At 53.4% G+C, this 17,190-nt stretch carries 15 protein-coding genes and 1 pseudogene; 9 read left to right on the forward strand and 7 right to left on the reverse strand.

What is annotated here, in order from left to right; translation table 11 throughout:
• Positions 1 to 192: 192 nt before the first annotated feature.
• The 6 genes from cynS to ACHUEV_RS13360 form a co-directional block, all read right to left on the reverse strand.
• Positions 193 to 660 carry a cyanase gene (cynS, locus tag ACHUEV_RS13335; protein WP_394180655.1) on the reverse strand — a complete coding sequence of 156 codons (468 nt, stop codon included), beginning with the start codon at positions 658 to 660 and terminating at the stop codon, positions 193 to 195.
• A 24-nt stretch (positions 661 to 684) separates the two neighbouring features.
• On the reverse strand, positions 685 to 2,403 hold the full coding sequence (locus ACHUEV_RS13340; protein WP_394180657.1) for a protein kinase domain-containing protein: 1,719 nt from the start codon (positions 2,401 to 2,403) through the stop codon (positions 685 to 687).
• A gap of 63 nt (positions 2,404 to 2,466) precedes the next feature.
• A complete protein-coding gene (locus tag ACHUEV_RS13345; RefSeq protein WP_394180659.1) occupies positions 2,467 to 3,318 on the reverse strand; it encodes a formate/nitrite transporter family protein in 852 nt (283 codons plus the stop codon).
• 581 nt (positions 3,319 to 3,899) lie between these two features.
• Positions 3,900 to 4,673: an ATP-binding cassette domain-containing protein gene (locus ACHUEV_RS13350; protein WP_394180661.1), complete on the reverse strand. Its 774-nt coding sequence runs from the start codon at positions 4,671 to 4,673 to the stop codon at positions 3,900 to 3,902.
• Positions 4,673 to 5,740 carry an ABC transporter permease gene (locus tag ACHUEV_RS13355; protein ID WP_394180663.1) on the reverse strand — a complete coding sequence of 356 codons (1,068 nt, stop codon included), beginning with the start codon at positions 5,738 to 5,740 and terminating at the stop codon, positions 4,673 to 4,675. Before ACHUEV_RS13355 ends, ACHUEV_RS13350 begins: the two co-directional genes overlap by 1 nt.
• A 93-nt stretch (positions 5,741 to 5,833) precedes the next feature.
• Complete coding sequence (locus ACHUEV_RS13360; protein WP_106357439.1) at positions 5,834 to 6,853, reverse strand: sugar ABC transporter substrate-binding protein; 1,020 nt, start codon at positions 6,851 to 6,853, stop codon at positions 5,834 to 5,836.
• Positions 6,854 to 7,034: 181 nt separating this feature from the next.
• Here ACHUEV_RS13360 and ACHUEV_RS13365 point away from each other — a divergent pair, with 181 nt between their 5' ends.
• Positions 7,035 to 8,234 (forward strand): ROK family transcriptional regulator, encoded by a 1,200-nt coding sequence (locus ACHUEV_RS13365; RefSeq protein ID WP_394181061.1) that lies wholly within the window; start codon positions 7,035 to 7,037, stop codon positions 8,232 to 8,234.
• A gap of 3 nt (positions 8,235 to 8,237) precedes the next feature.
• On the opposite strand, the gene ACHUEV_RS13370 is transcribed toward ACHUEV_RS13365, so the two are convergent.
• Entirely contained in the window at positions 8,238 to 9,140 is a 903-nt protein-coding gene (locus ACHUEV_RS13370; protein WP_394180666.1) for a LysR family transcriptional regulator, read from the reverse strand.
• Positions 9,141 to 9,261: 121 nt separating this feature from the next.
• On the opposite strand from ACHUEV_RS13370, the gene ACHUEV_RS13375 reads away from it, so the two are divergent.
• The 8 genes and pseudogenes from ACHUEV_RS13375 to ACHUEV_RS13410 all read left to right on the forward strand — a co-directional run bounded on the left by ACHUEV_RS13375 (position 9,262) and on the right by ACHUEV_RS13410 (position 17,126).
• Positions 9,262 to 10,434, forward strand: coding sequence for a cytochrome P450 (locus tag ACHUEV_RS13375; protein ID WP_394181063.1), 1,173 nt, complete (start codon positions 9,262 to 9,264; stop codon positions 10,432 to 10,434).
• Between the two features lie 27 nt (positions 10,435 to 10,461).
• On the forward strand, positions 10,462 to 10,785 hold the full coding sequence (locus ACHUEV_RS13380) for a 2Fe-2S iron-sulfur cluster-binding protein (RefSeq protein ID WP_394180668.1): 324 nt from the start codon (positions 10,462 to 10,464) through the stop codon (positions 10,783 to 10,785).
• Complete coding sequence (locus ACHUEV_RS13385) at positions 10,786 to 11,955, forward strand: NAD(P)/FAD-dependent oxidoreductase (RefSeq protein ID WP_394180670.1); 1,170 nt, start codon at positions 10,786 to 10,788, stop codon at positions 11,953 to 11,955.
• Between the two features lie 79 nt (positions 11,956 to 12,034).
• Complete coding sequence (locus tag ACHUEV_RS13390; RefSeq protein ID WP_394180671.1) at positions 12,035 to 13,078, forward strand: TRAP transporter substrate-binding protein; 1,044 nt, start codon at positions 12,035 to 12,037, stop codon at positions 13,076 to 13,078.
• An 812-nt stretch (positions 13,079 to 13,890) separates the two neighbouring features.
• Positions 13,891 to 15,006: a capsular polysaccharide export protein, LipB/KpsS family gene (locus tag ACHUEV_RS13395; RefSeq protein WP_394180673.1), complete on the forward strand. Its 1,116-nt coding sequence runs from the start codon at positions 13,891 to 13,893 to the stop codon at positions 15,004 to 15,006.
• Positions 15,007 to 15,200: 194 nt separating this feature from the next.
• Positions 15,201 to 15,503, forward strand: a pseudogene (locus ACHUEV_RS13400) (polysaccharide biosynthesis/export family protein); the annotation flags it as partial.
• Between the two features lie 3 nt (positions 15,504 to 15,506).
• On the forward strand, positions 15,507 to 16,127 hold the full coding sequence (locus ACHUEV_RS13405; RefSeq protein WP_394181065.1) for an SLBB domain-containing protein: 621 nt from the start codon (positions 15,507 to 15,509) through the stop codon (positions 16,125 to 16,127).
• Positions 16,128 to 17,126, forward strand: coding sequence for a KpsF/GutQ family sugar-phosphate isomerase (locus tag ACHUEV_RS13410; protein ID WP_394180675.1), 999 nt, complete (start codon positions 16,128 to 16,130; stop codon positions 17,124 to 17,126). It begins immediately after the preceding gene.
• Positions 17,127 to 17,190 lie beyond the last annotated feature (64 nt).

Raw genomic sequence — 17,190 nt, forward strand, 5'->3', positions numbered from 1 at the left:
ATGGAGCAGCCCGGTAGCTCGTCAGGCTCATAACCTGAAGGTCGTAGGTTCAAATCCTACTCCCGCAACCAACAATATACCAGACATTGCGATACGTTAACGCCACAAAAGGCGATATCCGCGGTTGCGATAACGTAAGCGCTGCTGCAGAGACCAAAGGTCTTCTAAGTTAAGGAATTTGTTCCTCCTTGCTCACCACGCGTTGTATCCCAGATATTTACCCGACATTTCGATCTTAACTCGATCGCCTTTTTCGTGTGGTACTCGTGTAATTTGCATATCGAAATCGATTGCTGACATGATCCCGTCGCCGAACTCTTCGTGGATCAATGCTTTGATCGTTGGCCCGTAGACGCCGACGATTTCATATAGCCGATAGATGCATGGGTCCGTCGGGACTGTTTGAGACCAGACCTTTGTTGGGCTTTCCTCCAGAACCGAAACGGCCTGTGTCGGTAGTTGAAGCACGGATACGAGCGCTTGGGCTTTTTCCGTCGGCATCGCATTCATCCCCATGCAGGCAGAGTGGGTCCATACTGGTGACATTCCGATCGCTGCGGCGATGCCTTCCCAAGTCTGATTTAGTTCTTTTATGGCCGCGATGATCAGCGCGGTGACATCTTCTTTGTCGAGCGTAGGGGGTGATAGTTGGTCTTTCATAGCTGTGGACTCCTGTTGTTGCAGTTATCTGGTGGCAAGGACGACGCACAAAATTGCCAAGAGCGCGCATAGCCCTTGCCAGAAACGCAGGGGGTTGCGTTCCATGAGAGGACGCTGGTGGGCAGACTTCCACGACCGGCTTGGGCGTTTGAGATCTGCGACGCATTCCGTCAGCGCGTCATATCGTTTGATCGGGTCGGGGTGCAGCATGCGCTGCAAGGTGGCATCCATCCAATCGGGCACACCTGTGTATTCGTCGCGCGCGGGTTGGTAGCGAAGCGCCATCTGATCACGCCGGGATCGGATACGTGCAACTTGGGTTCCATAGGGAAGGCGACCTGTTAGCATCTCATACCCAATCACACCCAGCGCATATTGATCAGATCGCCAGCTGATAGCGTCACCCGACAAGTATTCGGGTGCTGTGTATTGAAATGTACCCGGCATTTCGCCCAAAGTGCCTGGTGCAGCTTCTTCTACCCCAGCGACCGATGCTGATCCTAGGTCGATGATTTTTACTGTGCCATCGCTATCGATCATGATGTTCTCGGGACGAAGATCCTGATGGATCATTTCACGGCGATGGAAGGCGCGTAGCCCGGTGGCAATTTGACCGCTGATATCGCGCACCTGATCAAGGCTTGGCTGGGGGTTGTCCGTCATCCACTGGCTGAGAGTGGTGCCTTCGACATATTCGGTGACGACGTAAAGCGCGCTGCGTTGCTCAGGCGCATCGGCAGCGTTCACAACATGACCAGATGACAAGCGCCGCGCGATCCATTCCTCTAGCATGAAACGATTTAGGTAGGCGTTGTCTTGTCCGGTTTCGGTTGCCGGTATCTTTAACGCGACCCGCATACCTGACGGTGCAATAGCAAGGTAAACGTGGCTGCGGGCAGTTGCATGAAGCGAACGCACGATCCGAAAACCATCGATGATGTCTCCGGCATTTGGCAAGGGCGGGATGGGTAGTTGGCTGCCTTCCAATTGGAGTTCAGCACCGGGGGTGGGCAGCTGATCAATCCGCGCAATTTGAACCGTAAGGTTATCATCGCTTCCTCGGTCAAAAGCGAGTGCCGCTAGCTTTTTGGCAGCTTGATCAAGGTCGAGGGTTTCTTGCAGTACGGTTTTGACATCCGGTCCACTAATGAGTTCATGCACGCCGTCTGTGGTTAGCACGAACACATCGCCTTTGGTCAGCTTGGTGCTCTGATAATCAACTTTGACATTGGACTCTGCGCCAATGGCACGCGCAAGAAAGCTTTGGTTGTTGGAAACCGTCATACGGTGGTCTTTGGTCAGCGGTTCCAGACTTGAACCAACCAGCCGTTGCACTCGGCTGTCGCCAACGTGAAAAACATGCCCTTCGCGCCCTTTCAGGATCAAAGCCGACAGCGTGCAAACGCGGCCATTGTTCATGTCGGATAAAGCACTGTTTTGGCCATGGAGCCATGCATTGGTTGCGGCGATAACCTGTAGGGCGGCAGTTTTGACGGTCCACGCGTCAGACGTCGCGTAATAATCTGTGAGCAATGATTTGACTGCTATCGCAGAGGCTTCGGCGCTGACACTGCTGGACGATATGCCGTCTGCGATGGCTAGGGTAATGCCTTTGAACGCAAGGGGTGCCCCGGTTGGAATAAGCGCACCGTGGAAATCTTGGTTTTCTGGTTTGCGGCCCGCAGTGGAATATTGGCCAATAGAAACGCTAAGCAGGTCTGTGGCTTTCATATCCTTTGGCATATTGGGCTCCGGCAAATGACTAAAGGGGCGCGGATCAGGACCGCGCCCCATTGGTAAGTGCAATTATTCAGCGGGCATCGACGACACATCGTCATTGCGTGCGACAGTCGCGTTCCGTTTTGGAGATTCTCGGAAGTGGGTCATGTAAATCACGCCGCCCACAAAGGTCAGGCCGCCCACAAGGTTACCAAGCACAACGGGAATTTCGTTATATGCAAAGTAATCGAACCAAGTGAATTCGCCGCCTAGCATGATGCCCGATGGGAACAGGAACATGTTCACGATTGAGTGCTCAAAGCCGAGGTAGAAGAAGACAAGGATCGGCATCCACATCGCCATGATCTTACCCGACACAGAATCGGACATCATCGCGGCGACAACACCAGTCGAAACCATCCAGTTACACATAACAGCGCGGACAAAGACCGTCAGCAGACCAGCACCGCCGGCGGCAGCGTAGCCCAATGTACGTGCCTCACCAATTTGGCCGATCCTTTGCCCAACAGCGTTTGGTTCTTGGCTAAAGCCCATCGTAAAGATGATCGCCATAAATACAGCGGTGGTCATCGCGCCAGCAAAGTTGCCGCAAAACACGAGTCCCCAGTTCCGAAGCACACCTTTCCATGTGCAGCCGGGGCGTTTTGCGATGACAGCCAGCGGTGCCAGCGTGAACACACCTGTCAGCAAGTCGAACCCCAAAAGGTACAGCATGCAAAAACCAACGGGGAACAGCAGCGAAGCGACAAGGAAGTTCCCGGTGTTTACAGCGATGGTCACAGCGAACGCAGCCGCGAGAGCAAGGATCGCACCCGCCATATAAGAGCGGATTAGTGTGTCTTTGGTCGCCATGAAAATCTTGGATTCACCCGCGTCGACCATCTTGGACGCGAATTCCTTGGGTTGGATATACGACATGTTCGTAACCTTTCGAGGGGGCTTACAGGTGCCTGAAATCAGGCGTGGGTTGTCTGTTGGCGTTTATTTCTTGGAGCGAGAAAACTGGTGGTGGTTAGGCTGACGCGAGAAACAACAGAAAACAGGGCCGGGCGCGCCAGTTATTCAAATGAACGAAGACCGAGATACATCTTGTGTCCGACCGGGGGTGGACAGAAATGAAACTAACGTGCGGCGAAGCCGCAAAACCAATTGTGGTATCTCAGATTATGTCGCGCCGTTGCGACGAATGGCGGACGGTTCTGCCCGCTTGCCTTATTAAAACTCTATGGTTCGTGACGGCCGCATTGCAACCTTGGGTGTCCAAATGATGCTGGGAAGTAGGCAAAAACGCCTTCGCTAATGTCTGTGCAGTAATATTCAGCGCGAATCCGGCGGGACCGGTCGAAAATTGGGCAACCTTAGTACGTCTAAAATGTTGGTAAGTTGTGGTGGCAGGCCCGACTGGACAAGTCGGGCTGCCGTTTCACCCAAGAAAATCGTACTAAGTTGATCGTTAACGCTTGGGTTGGCAAACGCAAAGGCCACAAGTGGACAATGCGTTATGCGTTCGCTTGTGCTGGTGCGTCCATCGCGCCGGTCATAAAGGCAACCGCGTCTGACATGGTGTAATCCTTGGGATCGATCACACAAAGGCGTTTACCCAAACGGTGCACGTGGATACGGTCTGCGACCTCGAACACATGCGGCATGTTGTGGCTAATCAGGATGATCGGAATGCCACGCGCACGCACATCGAGTATGAGTTCAAGCACGCGCCGCGATTCCTTGACCCCAAGTGCTGCCGTTGGTTCGTCCAAGATGATGACCTTGGACCCAAACGCAGCTGCACGGGCCACGGCAACGCCTTGGCGTTGACCACCAGAAAGCGTTTCAACTGCTTGGTTGATGTTCTGGATCGTCATCAGGCCAAGTTCAGTCAGCTTGTCGCGGGCCATCTTTTCCATGCGGGGGCGATCTAACTGGCGTAGCCATTTCCCACGGAACCCGGGCTTGCGCAGTTCACGCCCCATGAACATGTTGTCAGCGATCGACAGTGCAGGGGACATGGCGAGCGTCTGATAAACTGTTTCGATGCCTTCCTTTCGCGCGTCGGTCGGCGACGTAAAGCGTACTTTGCGTCCCTCCAATTCGACTTCGCCTTCGTCAGGCACAACAGCACCGGAAATCGCTTTAATCAGGGAGGATTTCCCGGCGCCGTTGTCCCCGATCACGGCGAGGATTTCGCCGGGATAGAGATCAAAATCGCAGTGATCTAGGGCGGTCACTTTTCCGTAGCGTTTGACCAGTCCACGAGCTTTGAGAATGGGTTCCATTACGCAGATACCTTTCTGATCCATTGGTCCACGGCAACGGCCGCAATGATAAGCACACCAATCAACAGATAGGTCCACTGTGCGTCAGCTCCAGCAAGCCGCAGGCCAAGCGTGAACACGCCAACGATAAGCGCACCAAACAGTGCACCAAGGATAGAGCCACGTCCGCCGAACAATGAAATCCCACCGATCACAACGGCTGTGATTGATTCAATATTGGCCAGTTGGCCGGAGGTCGGGGAAACTGAACCGATACGTCCGATCATAGCCCAGCCTGCAAACCCGCAGATCAACCCCGAAAGCACATAGACCGAGATCAGCGTGCGGCGCACATTGACGCCTGACAGTTGCGCGGCCTCTGGGTCGTCACCGACCGCGTAAACATGCCTGCCCCACGCAGTTTGCTTTAGGACGTAGGCAAGCAGGAGCATTAGTAGCACCATGAACACGACGCCAACGGTAAACACCGCGCCGCCAATCTGAAATTTGGTCGCGAATAGCTGCAAGAGAGGGGCGTTTGCCTCGATTTCTTGGGCGCGGATGGTTTCGTTCGCGGAATATAGGAATGTCGCGGCAAGAACGATTTGCCACATGCCAAGGGTCACAATGAACGGCGGTAACTTCATCACTGCAACAAGCCAGCCATTGATGTAACCGCAAATCATCCCTGTCATCAGGCCAAAGGCAACCGCGATTTCGACAGGTATCCCATAGCGGAACGTGAATTGTCCCATGACGACAGACGACAGCACCAAGATCGCGCCAACTGACAAATCAATCCCGGCGGTCAGGATCACAAGGCTTTGGGCTGCCGCCACGATACCGACGATCTGGACCTGTTGAAGGATGAGCGTCAATGCAAATGGCGAAAAGAACTTGGACCCAAGCAGCAGGCCAAAACCGATGATTGAAGCGACCAAAACAAACAGCGGCACAAGCGCTGGGTTCACATGTAACGCGTGTTGGACCGTTGCGAGAACGCCCTTGCGCGTATCTTTAAACTCCGCGACGGCTTCGGCACCCTTTGCCTTTACCGCAGCTTCAAAATTGTCAGCATCCCCCGACATATTGATTTCCCCTTTTTAGATTTTTAGTGGCGTGGCATAGACAAACGAGGGCAAGCAGTTTGCTCGCCCTCGTGTATTTAGCTCAGACTAGATTTAGCCCCAGCACAAATCCGTGCCTTCCGCGACAGAGATGCTTTCGACACCGTCAGCGGGCTGATCAGTGACAAGCGCAACACCCGTATCAAAGAAGTTCTTGCCGGGCGTGTTTTCTGGCAGCGTACCATCGGCTGCGTAAGCAACAATCGCTTCGATGCCTTTGGATGCCATCAACAGTGGGTACTGTTGTGAAGTCGCACCGATCACGCCGTCAGCAACGTTTTGCACGCCAGGGCAACCGCCATCGACGGAAACGATAAGTACGTCATCTTCACGGCCAAATGATTTCAGCGCCTCATATGCGCCAGCTGCGGCTGGTTCGTTAATAGTGTAGACCACGTTGATTGATGGATCGACCGCGAGCAGGTTTTCCATAGCTTTGCGACCGCCTTCTTCGTTGCCTGCAGTGACATCGTTACCAACAATCCGTGGGTCAGTTTCGTCGCCCCACTTGTTCGGGTCGCCCAAGTCAATGCCAAAGCCTTGCAAGAAACCTTGGTCACGCAGAACGCCAACGGTTGGCTGACTAACGGCCAGGTCAAGCATCGCGATACGTGCATTTGGGGCTTCGTCGCCAAGCGTCGCCGCGGCCCATTGACCGATCAGTTCACCAGCAAGGAAGTTGTCGGTTGCAAATGTTGCGTCCGCAGCGTCGATTGGGTCTAGTGGTGTATCCAAAGCGATAACCAGCAGGCCCGCGTCGCGTGCTTGGGTCACTGCGCCAACAATAGAAGATGTGTCAGACGCTGTGATCAGAATACCAGAAGCGCCATCAGCGATGCATGTTTCGATCGCAGCAACTTGCGTTTCGTGGTCGCCGTCAACTTTACCGGCGTATGACCGCAATGTGATGCCTGCAGCTTCTGCTGCGGCTTCGGCGCCTTCGCGCATTTTCACAAAGAACGGGTTCGTGTCGGTTTTCGTGATCAGACAAGCAGACGTGCCGTGACCAGCCGCCATCGCGCCGCTAGCTGATGTAATTGCTGCCAGCGCAGTACCAATAAGAAGCTTTTTCATGATTTCCTCCCAGAAACTCAATATAAATGGGGTAACCCCCGCCCTCCTCGCTCCGAATGTATCGAAGTGAATGCGGACAAAAAACGCGATTCTGACCCGCCTGTCAATTAATTAGTTAACTTTATTTATTAATGGAATTCATGTATTCCTTCCAAAGGGTGAGCATACTATGAAGGCCGGGATGGAGCACACAGTCATAAAATCGTTCGGTGCGGGCCTTAGCCAAAAGGGCGTGCGAAACCACAATGAACGGCTTTTGCTATCTTTGCTGCAACGTCACGGCGAAATGCCGGGTAGTGATCTTGCTAGACTGTCGTCGCTGTCTCCTCCTACTGTTTCTGCAATTCTAAAGCGCCTTGAAACTGATGGCTTGCTTGTCCGCGGTGAGCCTATCCGCGGCAAAGTGGGTAAACCTTCGGTCCCAATGCGGTTGTCGCCGGACGGTGTTCTTTCATTTGGGCTTAAGATCGGGCGGCGTTCAGCTGATTTGTTGCTCATGGATTTCACGGGCCAAGTACGTGAACAGCGCCACATTAGCTATACCTTTCCGACCCCTGAAGAAGTGTTCGCGTTTCTATCAAGCGGAATGGCGCAAATTACGGCGGCATTACCCCCAGACATTGCCAAGCGTATTTGCGGGCTGGGTATCGCCGCACCTTTTGAAATGTGGAACTGGGATGATCTGGTAGGCGAGCCATCACCGGCATTCCTGTCGTGGAAAGATATTAACATTCCGGCGCAGGTCGCGGCCTTTAGTGACCTGCCAGTTTCATTGGTCAACGATGCAACCGCCGCCTGTCAGGCAGAACATGTCTATGGCCGGGGTAAGAACTTTACCGACTATGCGTACTTCTTTGTCGGTGCCTTCATCGGTGGGGGCATTGTGCTGAACCACTCGGTCGTCGCTGGCCGACAAGGCAACGCTGGTGCGCTGGGCTCGTTGCGCAGTATTGGCCCGCATGGCGAAAGTAAGCAGCTGGTCGACATGGCGTCGATCCACCTATTGGAAACCCGGCTAGAAGAGGTCGAACTAGACCCCGCGATGATCTGGCAGAACCCGCAGGACTGGTCAAAAATCATGCGCTATGTCGAACCTTGGTTAGGACAGACAGCGCAGGAACTCGCAAAGGCGAGCCTTTCGACTTGCGCGGTGATAGATTTCGAAGCCATCCTGATCGACGGGTCTTTTCCGGATGAAATCCGAACCGAGTTGGTTGAACGCGTTCGCCGCTATATCGCGACCCAAGATACCCGTGGCCTGATCCCGCCGGTGATCGAAAGTGGCACCATTGGTGGCAATGCTCGGGCGATTGGTGCTGCCAGCGGCCCAATTTTTTCACAGTTCTTGCTGAACACAAACGCTGGTCTCTCTGTTGGCTAAGCGTCAAAGCCTGCGGCATTGGTCTACGATGAGATCACGTACCCATTTGTGCATGGGCGAATTCAATGTCCGCGTTGTCCATACCAGCTGAATATCAATTGGGGTAGGTACCGGACATGGCGCGATATGAAGCCCATCACCAATTTCACGCGATAGGCGTTCAGGTACTGTGGCGACGAAATTTGTTCCCGCAATCAGACTTTGAATACCAGCAGGACTAGGCACTTTGATCGCGATTGAGATTTCACGCCCTTCCTGCTCAAGAACCTGCATATAGCGGGATTTCCACTTGCCGCCGTAGGTGATGTAGATGTGATCAAGCGGTAGATATTGTTCGAGCGTTAGGGTGGTGTGTGCCAGCGGGTGGGCCGGATCCATCAAGCAAACATAACGATCATCATATAGTTTACGACCATAGAAAGCCGCGCCCAATTGTTGGAAGGGACCAATCAAAAGGTCGGCTTCCATCCGCAACAGACGGTCATGGCCCAGATATGATGAATCCACGATCTCGATCTTCAGGTTGGGGGCCTGTTTTTGGATCGCGTGCACGACTTGGGGAATGATCAAAACCCGTTCGTAGTAATTACAGGCAATGGTAATCGTGCCAGCACTTTCTTTTGGGTCGAAATCCCGTGCAGCGGTCAGCTGGGTAAACCGTTGCACAAGATCGATGGCTTCTGTCACCGCTTCTTCGCAACGGGGGGTCGCGATCAGGCTACGTGCCTCGCGGGCGAAAAGGGGATCGTTGAAAACCCCGCGTAGCTTCTCGATCGTGTAGCTGACGACGGATTGATTGATCTCAAGGTCATCGGCCGCGCGCGTGAATGAATTGTGACGATAAACGCTGATCAATATCTCAAGCGAACGAAAGTCGATTGTCATTGGGTCGATAGATTTTGGCATCGTATCTAAACTTTCGATCTTAACTATCTAGTCCATCGTATTGATTGATAGGTCCGTAAAGGGTTGCATGTCAAAACTGCGCCTCGGGACGGGCTGCGGATCACCGGGGGGCTTTAGCGTGATGGATATTCCAATAAACGAGACGGTAACTTTGGCCGATCTCACAAAGGATCCATATCCGATCTATAGACAGATGCGCGCTGAAACGCCGGTGGTCCGTGTGGCACAGACTAACAGAATTTTTGTTACCACGGCAGAGCATACAAAGTGGATCAAAGAAAACCCCGAGATATTTAGCTCGGATGATCCGATGACGCCGATGAAACCAGCGTTTCAGGCACATACCTTGATGCGCAAGGATGGCGCAGAACATCGCGCGGAACGTATGGCGATGCAGCCTTCGTTTTCGCCCAAGGTCATTCGCTCTGATTGGGCAGAACTCTACGAAAAGATCGCCGAAGAATATGTGTCGCGCCTTCCGCGTGGTGAAACGGTTGATCTGTTCTCTGAACTATGTGGCCCCGTTGCCGCACGCATTCTAGCGCATATGCTGGGCCTAGAGGACGCAACAGACGAAGAAATGCAACGCTGGTCGCAGCGGCTGATCGACGGTGCAGGAAACTTTGGACGTGACCCCAAGCTGTTTGAGGCATCCGACGCAGCCAACGCCGAGATGAACGCGCTGTTCGAAAAGATCATCCCGCGCCATCAATCAGAGCCGAACAACTCTGCGTTTTCGGTCATGCTTCGCGCGAAAAAACCAATTCCGCTTAGCCAGATGTACGCCAATATCAAAATCGCAATTGGCGGCGGCATCAACGAACCGCGTGATGCTTTAGCAACGATTGTCTACGGATTGTTGACCAATCCGGACCAGTTGGAAGAGGTGAAACGCCAAGAGGCGTGGATGGACGCTTTTGAGGAAGGGATCCGGTGGGTTGCGCCAATTCAGGTCTCTGGCCGCCGCACGACCCAAGAAATTCAGATCGGCGATGTTGTCGTACCCAAAGCCGAAACCGTCATGACCATTCAGGCATCCGCGAACCGCGACGAGGCGATATTTGACGACGGAGAAAGCTTTAACGTTTTCCGTGAAAAGCATCCCCACCAATCATTCGGCAGTGGGCCGCATCACTGCGCAGGTGCGCAAATCGCCCGCCGTACGCTGGGGCATATCATGCTTCCGCTGTTGTTTGATCGGTTTCCCAACATGCAACTTCGAAACCCCGAAGATGTCGTTTGGAGCGGGTTCGGTTTTCGCGGACCGCTCAACCTACCGATCTATTTGGACTAACCGCAGGTATTTACGAAAGGGCACATCATGGTGTCGATCACATTCATTCAACCCGATGGCGCCGCGCAGACCGTGCAGGCAACTGTGGGCGACAGCGTGATGCAGACTGCGCTCAACAATAATGTCGAAGGCATCTTTGCTGAATGTGGCGGGGCGATGATGTGCGCAACCTGTCACTGTTATATCGACGATGAATGGGCGGAGAAAACTGGCGATAAAAGTGATGGCGAGGACGATATGCTCGATTGCGCCGAAACCGAAGTAACTGATGCTTCTCGGCTGACTTGTCAGATCAAAGTCACCGATGCCCTTGATGGCATGGTCGTGCGTCTTCCGTCTGAGCTGGCCTAGATGGAACGTGTTGTCATCATCGGCGCTGGGCAGGGCGGTTTTCAGGCCGCGGCAAGCCTTCGGCAAGAAGGGTTTGACGGTGAAATCCTACTGATCGGCGATGAACAGGGACTTCCGTATCAACGCCCGCCGCTTTCCAAGGCTTATCTCAAAGGTGGAACAGTTCAGGCGTTATCTCTGCGGCCAGATAGCTTTTTTGAGACGCATAAGATCGAATTGCGCATGGGCTGTTGGGTCCGCGCCATTGATCGGGCGAATGCCCGGGTCGAGATAGACGGCGAACAGATTGCCTATGATCATCTGATTATCGCAACAGGTGCACGTAACCTTCGCCCGCAGATCGCTGGGCTTGAGCATAGCGTAGGATTACGGACGCTGCATGACGCCAGCGCCATCAAGGCATCCTTGGTCAACGGGGTGCGTGTTGGCGTGATCGGGGGAGGTTTTATTGGGTTAGAATTCGCGGCAGTCGCACGCGAGCTAGGCCATAGCGTGACAGTGGCCGAAGCTGCCCCCCGTTTGATGGCGCGTGCGGTATCGGAGCCCATGTCAGCAAGGTTCGCCGATAAACACCGGGAAAAGGGCACCGAAATTATCTTGGGTGATGCTGTCGCTGAGATTGATTCAGCAGGTTTCACTTTGGCGTCAGGGCGGCATGTGGACACTGATCTGACACTGCTTGCCGTGGGCGTTGTTCCGAATGTCGAGTTGGCCGAACTAGCTGGTCTTCATGTCGACAATGGTATTGTCGTTGATGAAATGCTTGTCACTTCTGATCCTGCAATCTCGGCGCTGGGCGATTGCGCTGCATTCCCCGATCCGGTTACGGGCCGAAGTATTCGGCTGGAAAGCGTTCAGGCCGCGACCGACCACGCCCGGTTGATTGGAAGGCGTATCGCCAAGGGGGCTGATGCGCCTTACCGCGCCGTCCCGTGGTTCTGGTCTGCTCAAGCTGATTGGAAGCTGCAGATCGCTGGCCTAGCGGGGCCAGCTGACACTGCAGAGGAATTGGCCGATGGAACCGTGTTAAGGTTTTGTGGCTCGCGGATCACTGCAGTTGAAACGATCAACAACGCCAAGGTCCATATGACTGCGCGCAAAGGCATGGCGAGCGGCGTGCCGCTGACCCGACAAAAATTTGACGTCACTCCAGCAGAGGTGCTGGTATGATGTAACCCGCATAAGCGGCCAAATAACGGGCGCATATACCCGGCAGGAGGAGTGCCGGACAACACCTAGGGAGGAAACGATGAAACAAAAACTAAATAGAAGAGCCGTGCTGGCTGGCGCGGGGGCCGCGCTTGCGACGCCCGCGCTTTTGAGCCGTGTAAATGCCGCCGAAGTCACGCTTCGCTTGCATTCAATGCTGCCCGCACCGGCGCCGATGAATTCGCAGTTCTTTGTGCCATGGGCGGATGAATTGCGCGAAGCGTCTGACGGCGCAATCGACGTGCAGCTATTCCCGTCTATGCAGCTTGGCGGCAAGCCGCCGCAATTACCGGATCAAGTACGTCAGGGTATTTGCGATATCACATGGACTTTGCCCGTCTACACGCCTGACCGGTTCCCCATTGCCGAAACGCTTGCGCTGCCGTTCATGGTAACGAACGCTGAAAAGACTTCGGTTGTAATGCACACGCTGATGGAAGAATTCGGCCAAGATGACTACGCTGGAATCAAGACGCTCGCATTCCATACTCATGACGGCGGCAAGCTGCACACCCGCAACGGGTTGATCAATACCGCAGACGACCTGCGCGGCCTCAAACTGCGCGCACCGAACCAAGCGACTGGTAAGATGCTCGAACTACTCGGGGCCGAAACGGTGTTCTTCCCGGTGACTGAGATGGTCGTTGGCCTATCAAGCGGTGTCATCGACGGATGCTGTCTACCATACGAGATCGTTCCAGCGTTCAAACTGCAAGAGCTGACAGGCTTCACCTCTGCACCAGCGCCTGCGTCACGTGGGCTGTACGCGAACACATTTGCGATGCTGATGAACCAAGCTGCCTACGAAGGCATGTCAGACGATCTGCGTGGAGTTATCGACGCGCACTCGGGTGCGGCATTGTCGCAGCGTATCGGGCGTCAGTTTGATGAGTTCGAAACCAAAGGCAAAGCAGCTGTCGAAGCGCAAGGCAACACGATCGGCGAAATTGCAGCCGAAGAGATCGCAAAATGGCGTGAAATTGCAGAACCCGTACATACGGAATGGGTCGAAAAGCTGAACGGCTTTGGCCACGACGGTGCCGCGGTCCTTGCCCGGGCGAACGAGCTGCTTGACGCGGGCTAGAATGAATTTGACGGTCGCGAACGCAATGGCTCGCGGCCGTCGCTTTTCTGCAAGATGCGATTTGTGACTATCGCAGTAGCAGCGCTTTCCAACTTATAGTCGAGTATTTTTGCAACGAATCAATCTCTGGCGCGGTTGCTGGATACACGATTCTAGTATTTTTAAGCTTTTCACCAGTTCGGTTGACATATTTAACCTTTTGGCGACTCTATTGTTTCCTGATCGCGTTGCTTTGCCATATTCTATTCACATTGTTGAAATAAATGATGAAAATATGAACGATTGTGGTGTTTTGTGTGCTTGTGGGAAGATTCTTCTAACTTTCTCCCTACCGTGGACGCGGTCCGAACGGGTAGACCATCACTTATCATAAAGTGTAAAGAGCCAGTACACTTGAACGGGAAAGTTGGTGACGCCTTGCAATCAGTCTGGAAATGCGAAACTGAGCAATTGTGCGATACGCGTGTTTTATCATTGCTAAGCGCTTAGTGCACTTCATCCGTCGAAAATGAAAACAAGCAATAGTTAAGAAGCGTGATAACACCAGTAACATCAACCCAGCACTATCGGCGCCTAGTGAGTGTTCATCAAACCGTGCTTGCGAAAGCAACGGAGCTGATGTCATGCGATCCGTGTCGTGCTTGGCTGCGGGGGTAAAGATGTTTCATTATGTTGATAAGCCGGACGCGTCTGGCGCGCCCAAGGTGCTCTTACTGCAAGGGCCGGTCGGACCATTTTTTCGTGATCTGCAGCGCGGGCTGCAGAGAGATGGGTTTGTTGTACGGCGCGTGCTGTTTAACGCGGGCGATAGAATGTTCGCGGATGAAAAAGACTGTGTGGAATTCTCTGGTTCGCTTGACGATTGGGGAACTTGGCTTCGCAAGGAGCTTAACCGCAACAGGCCAGAATTCATTGTTTTGTTTGGCGCGAGACGTCCACTACACTGCGCTGCCAAACAGATCGCAGCCATTCACGGTATTCAAGTGATTTGCCTTGAAGAGGGATATCTTCGATCCGGTTATGTTACCTGCGAATTGGGTGGCAACAATGACCGGTCTCCATTGTGTAATTGGGCGCCGGATGTGGAGTGTTCAGCGCAAATCCCAGTGCCTATGCAATTAGCGTCTTCCCATGGCGCGCTCCGCGTCTGGTCAGCGATTTATTATCTTGTGCGGGATCTGAATTCTGTGCCTTCAGAGGAAGAAATATTCCACCGTAAACGTGAAGGCGTTGGTCGATTGGCATGGTCTTGGGCTAGTCATATGGTGGCGCGAGGCTATGCATGGCGTGAGGTATTCACTAAACTCAAGAAATTGCAGGGCGAGCTAAGCGGCAAGTACATCTTGGTAACCCTGCAGATGCCAGAAGACAGTCAGTTGAAATTCGCAGCGCGCGGGTGGTCGAATGAAAAACTCATTGAAGAGACTATGCTTGCGCAGAAAAACAACGGAACTGAAGAAGCGGTTGTTTTTAAACTGCATCCGTTAGATCGAAATGTTTCTAAAACGCGCAGATTTATTCAAAAGACAGCGAAAAGATTGGGGTTGTCTGACCGCGTGATGGTACTGAACGCAGGTGCAATCGGCGAAGTCGTGAGCCACGCATCAGGAATGATTGTGATCAATTCGACTTCGGCATTTTCAGCATTGCACCATGAAGTACCAATTCTGGTGCTGGGTGATGCGATTTATCGCCATCAAAACTTGGTCACAGTTGGTGAAGATCCTACGGCAATTCATGACTTCATGACGAAACGGTCAGCCAAGTGCAAAGACAGCATTGATGCCTTTATTCGCGCCGTGAAAGTTCAGGCCTTGTTGCCCGGTGACTTTTATGTTGCTGATGGTCGGAAGGTTGCAGTGGATGCAATTTCCAAAAAGCTGGCAAAAGAACTGCCACTTCAACAGTTAGAGATGGGTGCCGCCTGATGTCGTTGTGCCAGTTTGCGTTTTTGGGCTTCCGTCGTTTGACGCTATGTGTGGCGGCAGTTGCTGTTTCTGGCTGTGCTACTTTGCCTGCGTTCGGTCCATCAGCAGACGAGATCGGTGAAGCCTCTGCCTATGAGGTTGATGCTGGCGCGGCCATGACATCATTCCAGCTCATCAACGTTTCGGCGGCGACAATGCCATCGGCTAGTCGTGCGGGTGGAGGCTTTCCAAATAGTTTCCGGTCCCAGCGTTTCATAGTTGAACATGAACGCATTTCAGTTTCGGACGTGCTAGAGCTTCGTATCTGGGAAACAGCTAATGATGGTCTGTTTGCAGCGTCGGGACAGCGCGAGACTGTGTTGTCATTCCAAGTTTCCAACGCTGGTACAATCGAAGTTCCATATGCTGGCCGTATCAATGCTGCTGGCTTGACCACGGCAGGCGTTCGCCGGGTCTTGCTTGAGAAATACCAGGGCAAAGCGATCGACCCAGAGATCAACGTGCGCATAATTGAAACTTCTGCACGTACTGCGACGGTGCTTGGAGATTTGCGGACATCAGGCCGGGCGGATATTCCGGCAAACGGTATCCGGCTGTTGGCCTTGTTGGCGCAAATGGGTGGCGTTCCACATCCACTTTGGGAAGTTGAAATCGCCGTTTCACGCGGTTCGCATACGGGTAAGATTCGTATGGACCGGCTGAGCGGGCATTCTTCGGAGAACATCGTCATCCTGCCTGGCGATACTGTACAGGTAACGCATATACCACGTCGCTACGCTGTTTACGGCGCTGTGGCCCGTACTGGTAATGCTAACTTGAATATCGCACATCCTTCGCTTTCTGACCTTCTGGCTGAAGTGGGTGGCCTGAACGATATGCAAGCAGCACCAAATTCGGTGTTTGTGTTCCGCCGGGCGCGTAAAGCCGGCGAAGACCCGGTTGCATATCGCGTCGACTTCGCGAGAGCTGACGCATTTCTTCTTGCTGATCAGTTCATGTTAAACGAAACGGATATCGTTTATGTCGCGACTGCTGACGCTAGCGAATTCCGCAAATTCATCGCAACTCTTTTGGCACCTGTCGTTAGTAGCGCGAATAGTGTTCAAAGCTTGGGAATCTGAATGGCAGATTTCGTACATGAGGATCGCGTTTCTCAACGGTCGACCTCTAGTTTGCGGGATGTTGTTCAGACAACACTCCGCGTCGAGGCGAATGCGCTCCTACAGCTGAGCGAATGCCCACCGGACAAGATGTGTGCCGCCGCAGAGTTGATCTTTGCCTCTGACGGGCCTCTGGTGGTCGCCGGTGTCGGCAAAAGCGGACATATTGGACGCAAGATTGCGTCGACCTTTCGTTCTCTGGGGCGGCAAGCCGTGTTTTTGCATGCGGCCGAAGCAAGTCATGGTGACTTAGGGATTATCCATGATGATAGTGTGGTGCTGGTTTTGTCGAACTCTGGCGAAACCACGGAACTCGGTGATTTGTTGACGTATTGTCGCGACTACAAGATCCCGGTTATCGGCGTGACGGCGTCGCAAGACAGCACGTTAGGCAAAGCGAGCGAAATCGTGATCGCGCATGGTCGCGTACAAGAAGCATGCGTGAACGGTCTTGCCCCGACGACGTCAACAACAGTCGCGCTTGCGATCGGAGACGCACTAGCTGTCGGCGTGAGCCACCTTTCCAAAGCTGAGCCGCAAGATTTCCGGCGATATCATCCGGGTGGTAAGCTAGGCGCGCGTTTGCTGACTGTGCGTGATCTTATGCATACGGGCAGCGCGCTACCTATTGTGACTCCAGAGCTACCAATGCAGGAAGTGGTGATCACCATGTCTGCCAAAGGATTTGGTGCTGCAATTGTCTGTGACGAAGGCGGTGCAGTATTGGGCCTGATCACCGACGGCGATATGCGCCGCAATGTTTCGAAGCTTTGGCAATCTTGCGCCGAAGACTTGGTTGTGGGTTCGCCGAAGTCTGTAACTCCAGATGAAACGGCTGCCGCCGCGCTAAAGTTCATGAGTAGCCAGTCAATTACCGCCGCGATCGTGCTCGACGATCGTGGAAAGATGTGCGGCCTCTTACACATTCACGATTGTCTGCGGGCTGGTGTTGAAGAATAACGCATCACAAGGAACCGTTTCGACGACCTGTGTAGCAGTTCGGAAAAAATTCTATGAGACATTT

It is taken from the genome of Yoonia maritima (assembly GCF_043641945.1).
Taxonomy (GTDB): domain Bacteria; phylum Pseudomonadota; class Alphaproteobacteria; order Rhodobacterales; family Rhodobacteraceae; genus Yoonia; species Yoonia maritima_B.

Coding starts and splice junctions, on each gene's coding strand:
- ACHUEV_RS13350 (WP_394180661.1), bottom strand. CDS start 4,673: ATGGAACCCATTCTCAAAGCTCGTGGACTGGTCAAACGCTACGGAAAA.
- ACHUEV_RS13385 (WP_394180670.1), top strand. CDS start 10,786: ATGGAACGTGTTGTCATCATCGGCGCTGGGCAGGGCGGTTTTCAGGCC.
- ACHUEV_RS13355 (WP_394180663.1), bottom strand. CDS start 5,740: ATGTCGGGGGATGCTGACAATTTTGAAGCTGCGGTAAAGGCAAAGGGT.
- ACHUEV_RS13370 (WP_394180666.1), bottom strand. CDS start 9,140: ATGCCAAAATCTATCGACCCAATGACAATCGACTTTCGTTCGCTTGAG.
- cynS (WP_394180655.1), bottom strand. CDS start 660: ATGAAAGACCAACTATCACCCCCTACGCTCGACAAAGAAGATGTCACC.
- ACHUEV_RS13375 (WP_394181063.1), top strand. CDS start 9,262: ATGGATATTCCAATAAACGAGACGGTAACTTTGGCCGATCTCACAAAG.
- ACHUEV_RS13390 (WP_394180671.1), top strand. CDS start 12,035: ATGAAACAAAAACTAAATAGAAGAGCCGTGCTGGCTGGCGCGGGGGCC.
- ACHUEV_RS13365 (WP_394181061.1), top strand. CDS start 7,035: ATGGAGCACACAGTCATAAAATCGTTCGGTGCGGGCCTTAGCCAAAAG.
- ACHUEV_RS13360 (WP_106357439.1), bottom strand. CDS start 6,853: ATGAAAAAGCTTCTTATTGGTACTGCGCTGGCAGCAATTACATCAGCT.
- ACHUEV_RS13395 (WP_394180673.1), top strand. CDS start 13,891: ATGTTCGCGGATGAAAAAGACTGTGTGGAATTCTCTGGTTCGCTTGAC.
- ACHUEV_RS13340 (WP_394180657.1), bottom strand. CDS start 2,403: ATGCCAAAGGATATGAAAGCCACAGACCTGCTTAGCGTTTCTATTGGC.
- ACHUEV_RS13380 (WP_394180668.1), top strand. CDS start 10,462: ATGGTGTCGATCACATTCATTCAACCCGATGGCGCCGCGCAGACCGTG.
- ACHUEV_RS13345 (WP_394180659.1), bottom strand. CDS start 3,318: ATGTCGTATATCCAACCCAAGGAATTCGCGTCCAAGATGGTCGACGCG.
- ACHUEV_RS13410 (WP_394180675.1), top strand. CDS start 16,128: ATGGCAGATTTCGTACATGAGGATCGCGTTTCTCAACGGTCGACCTCT.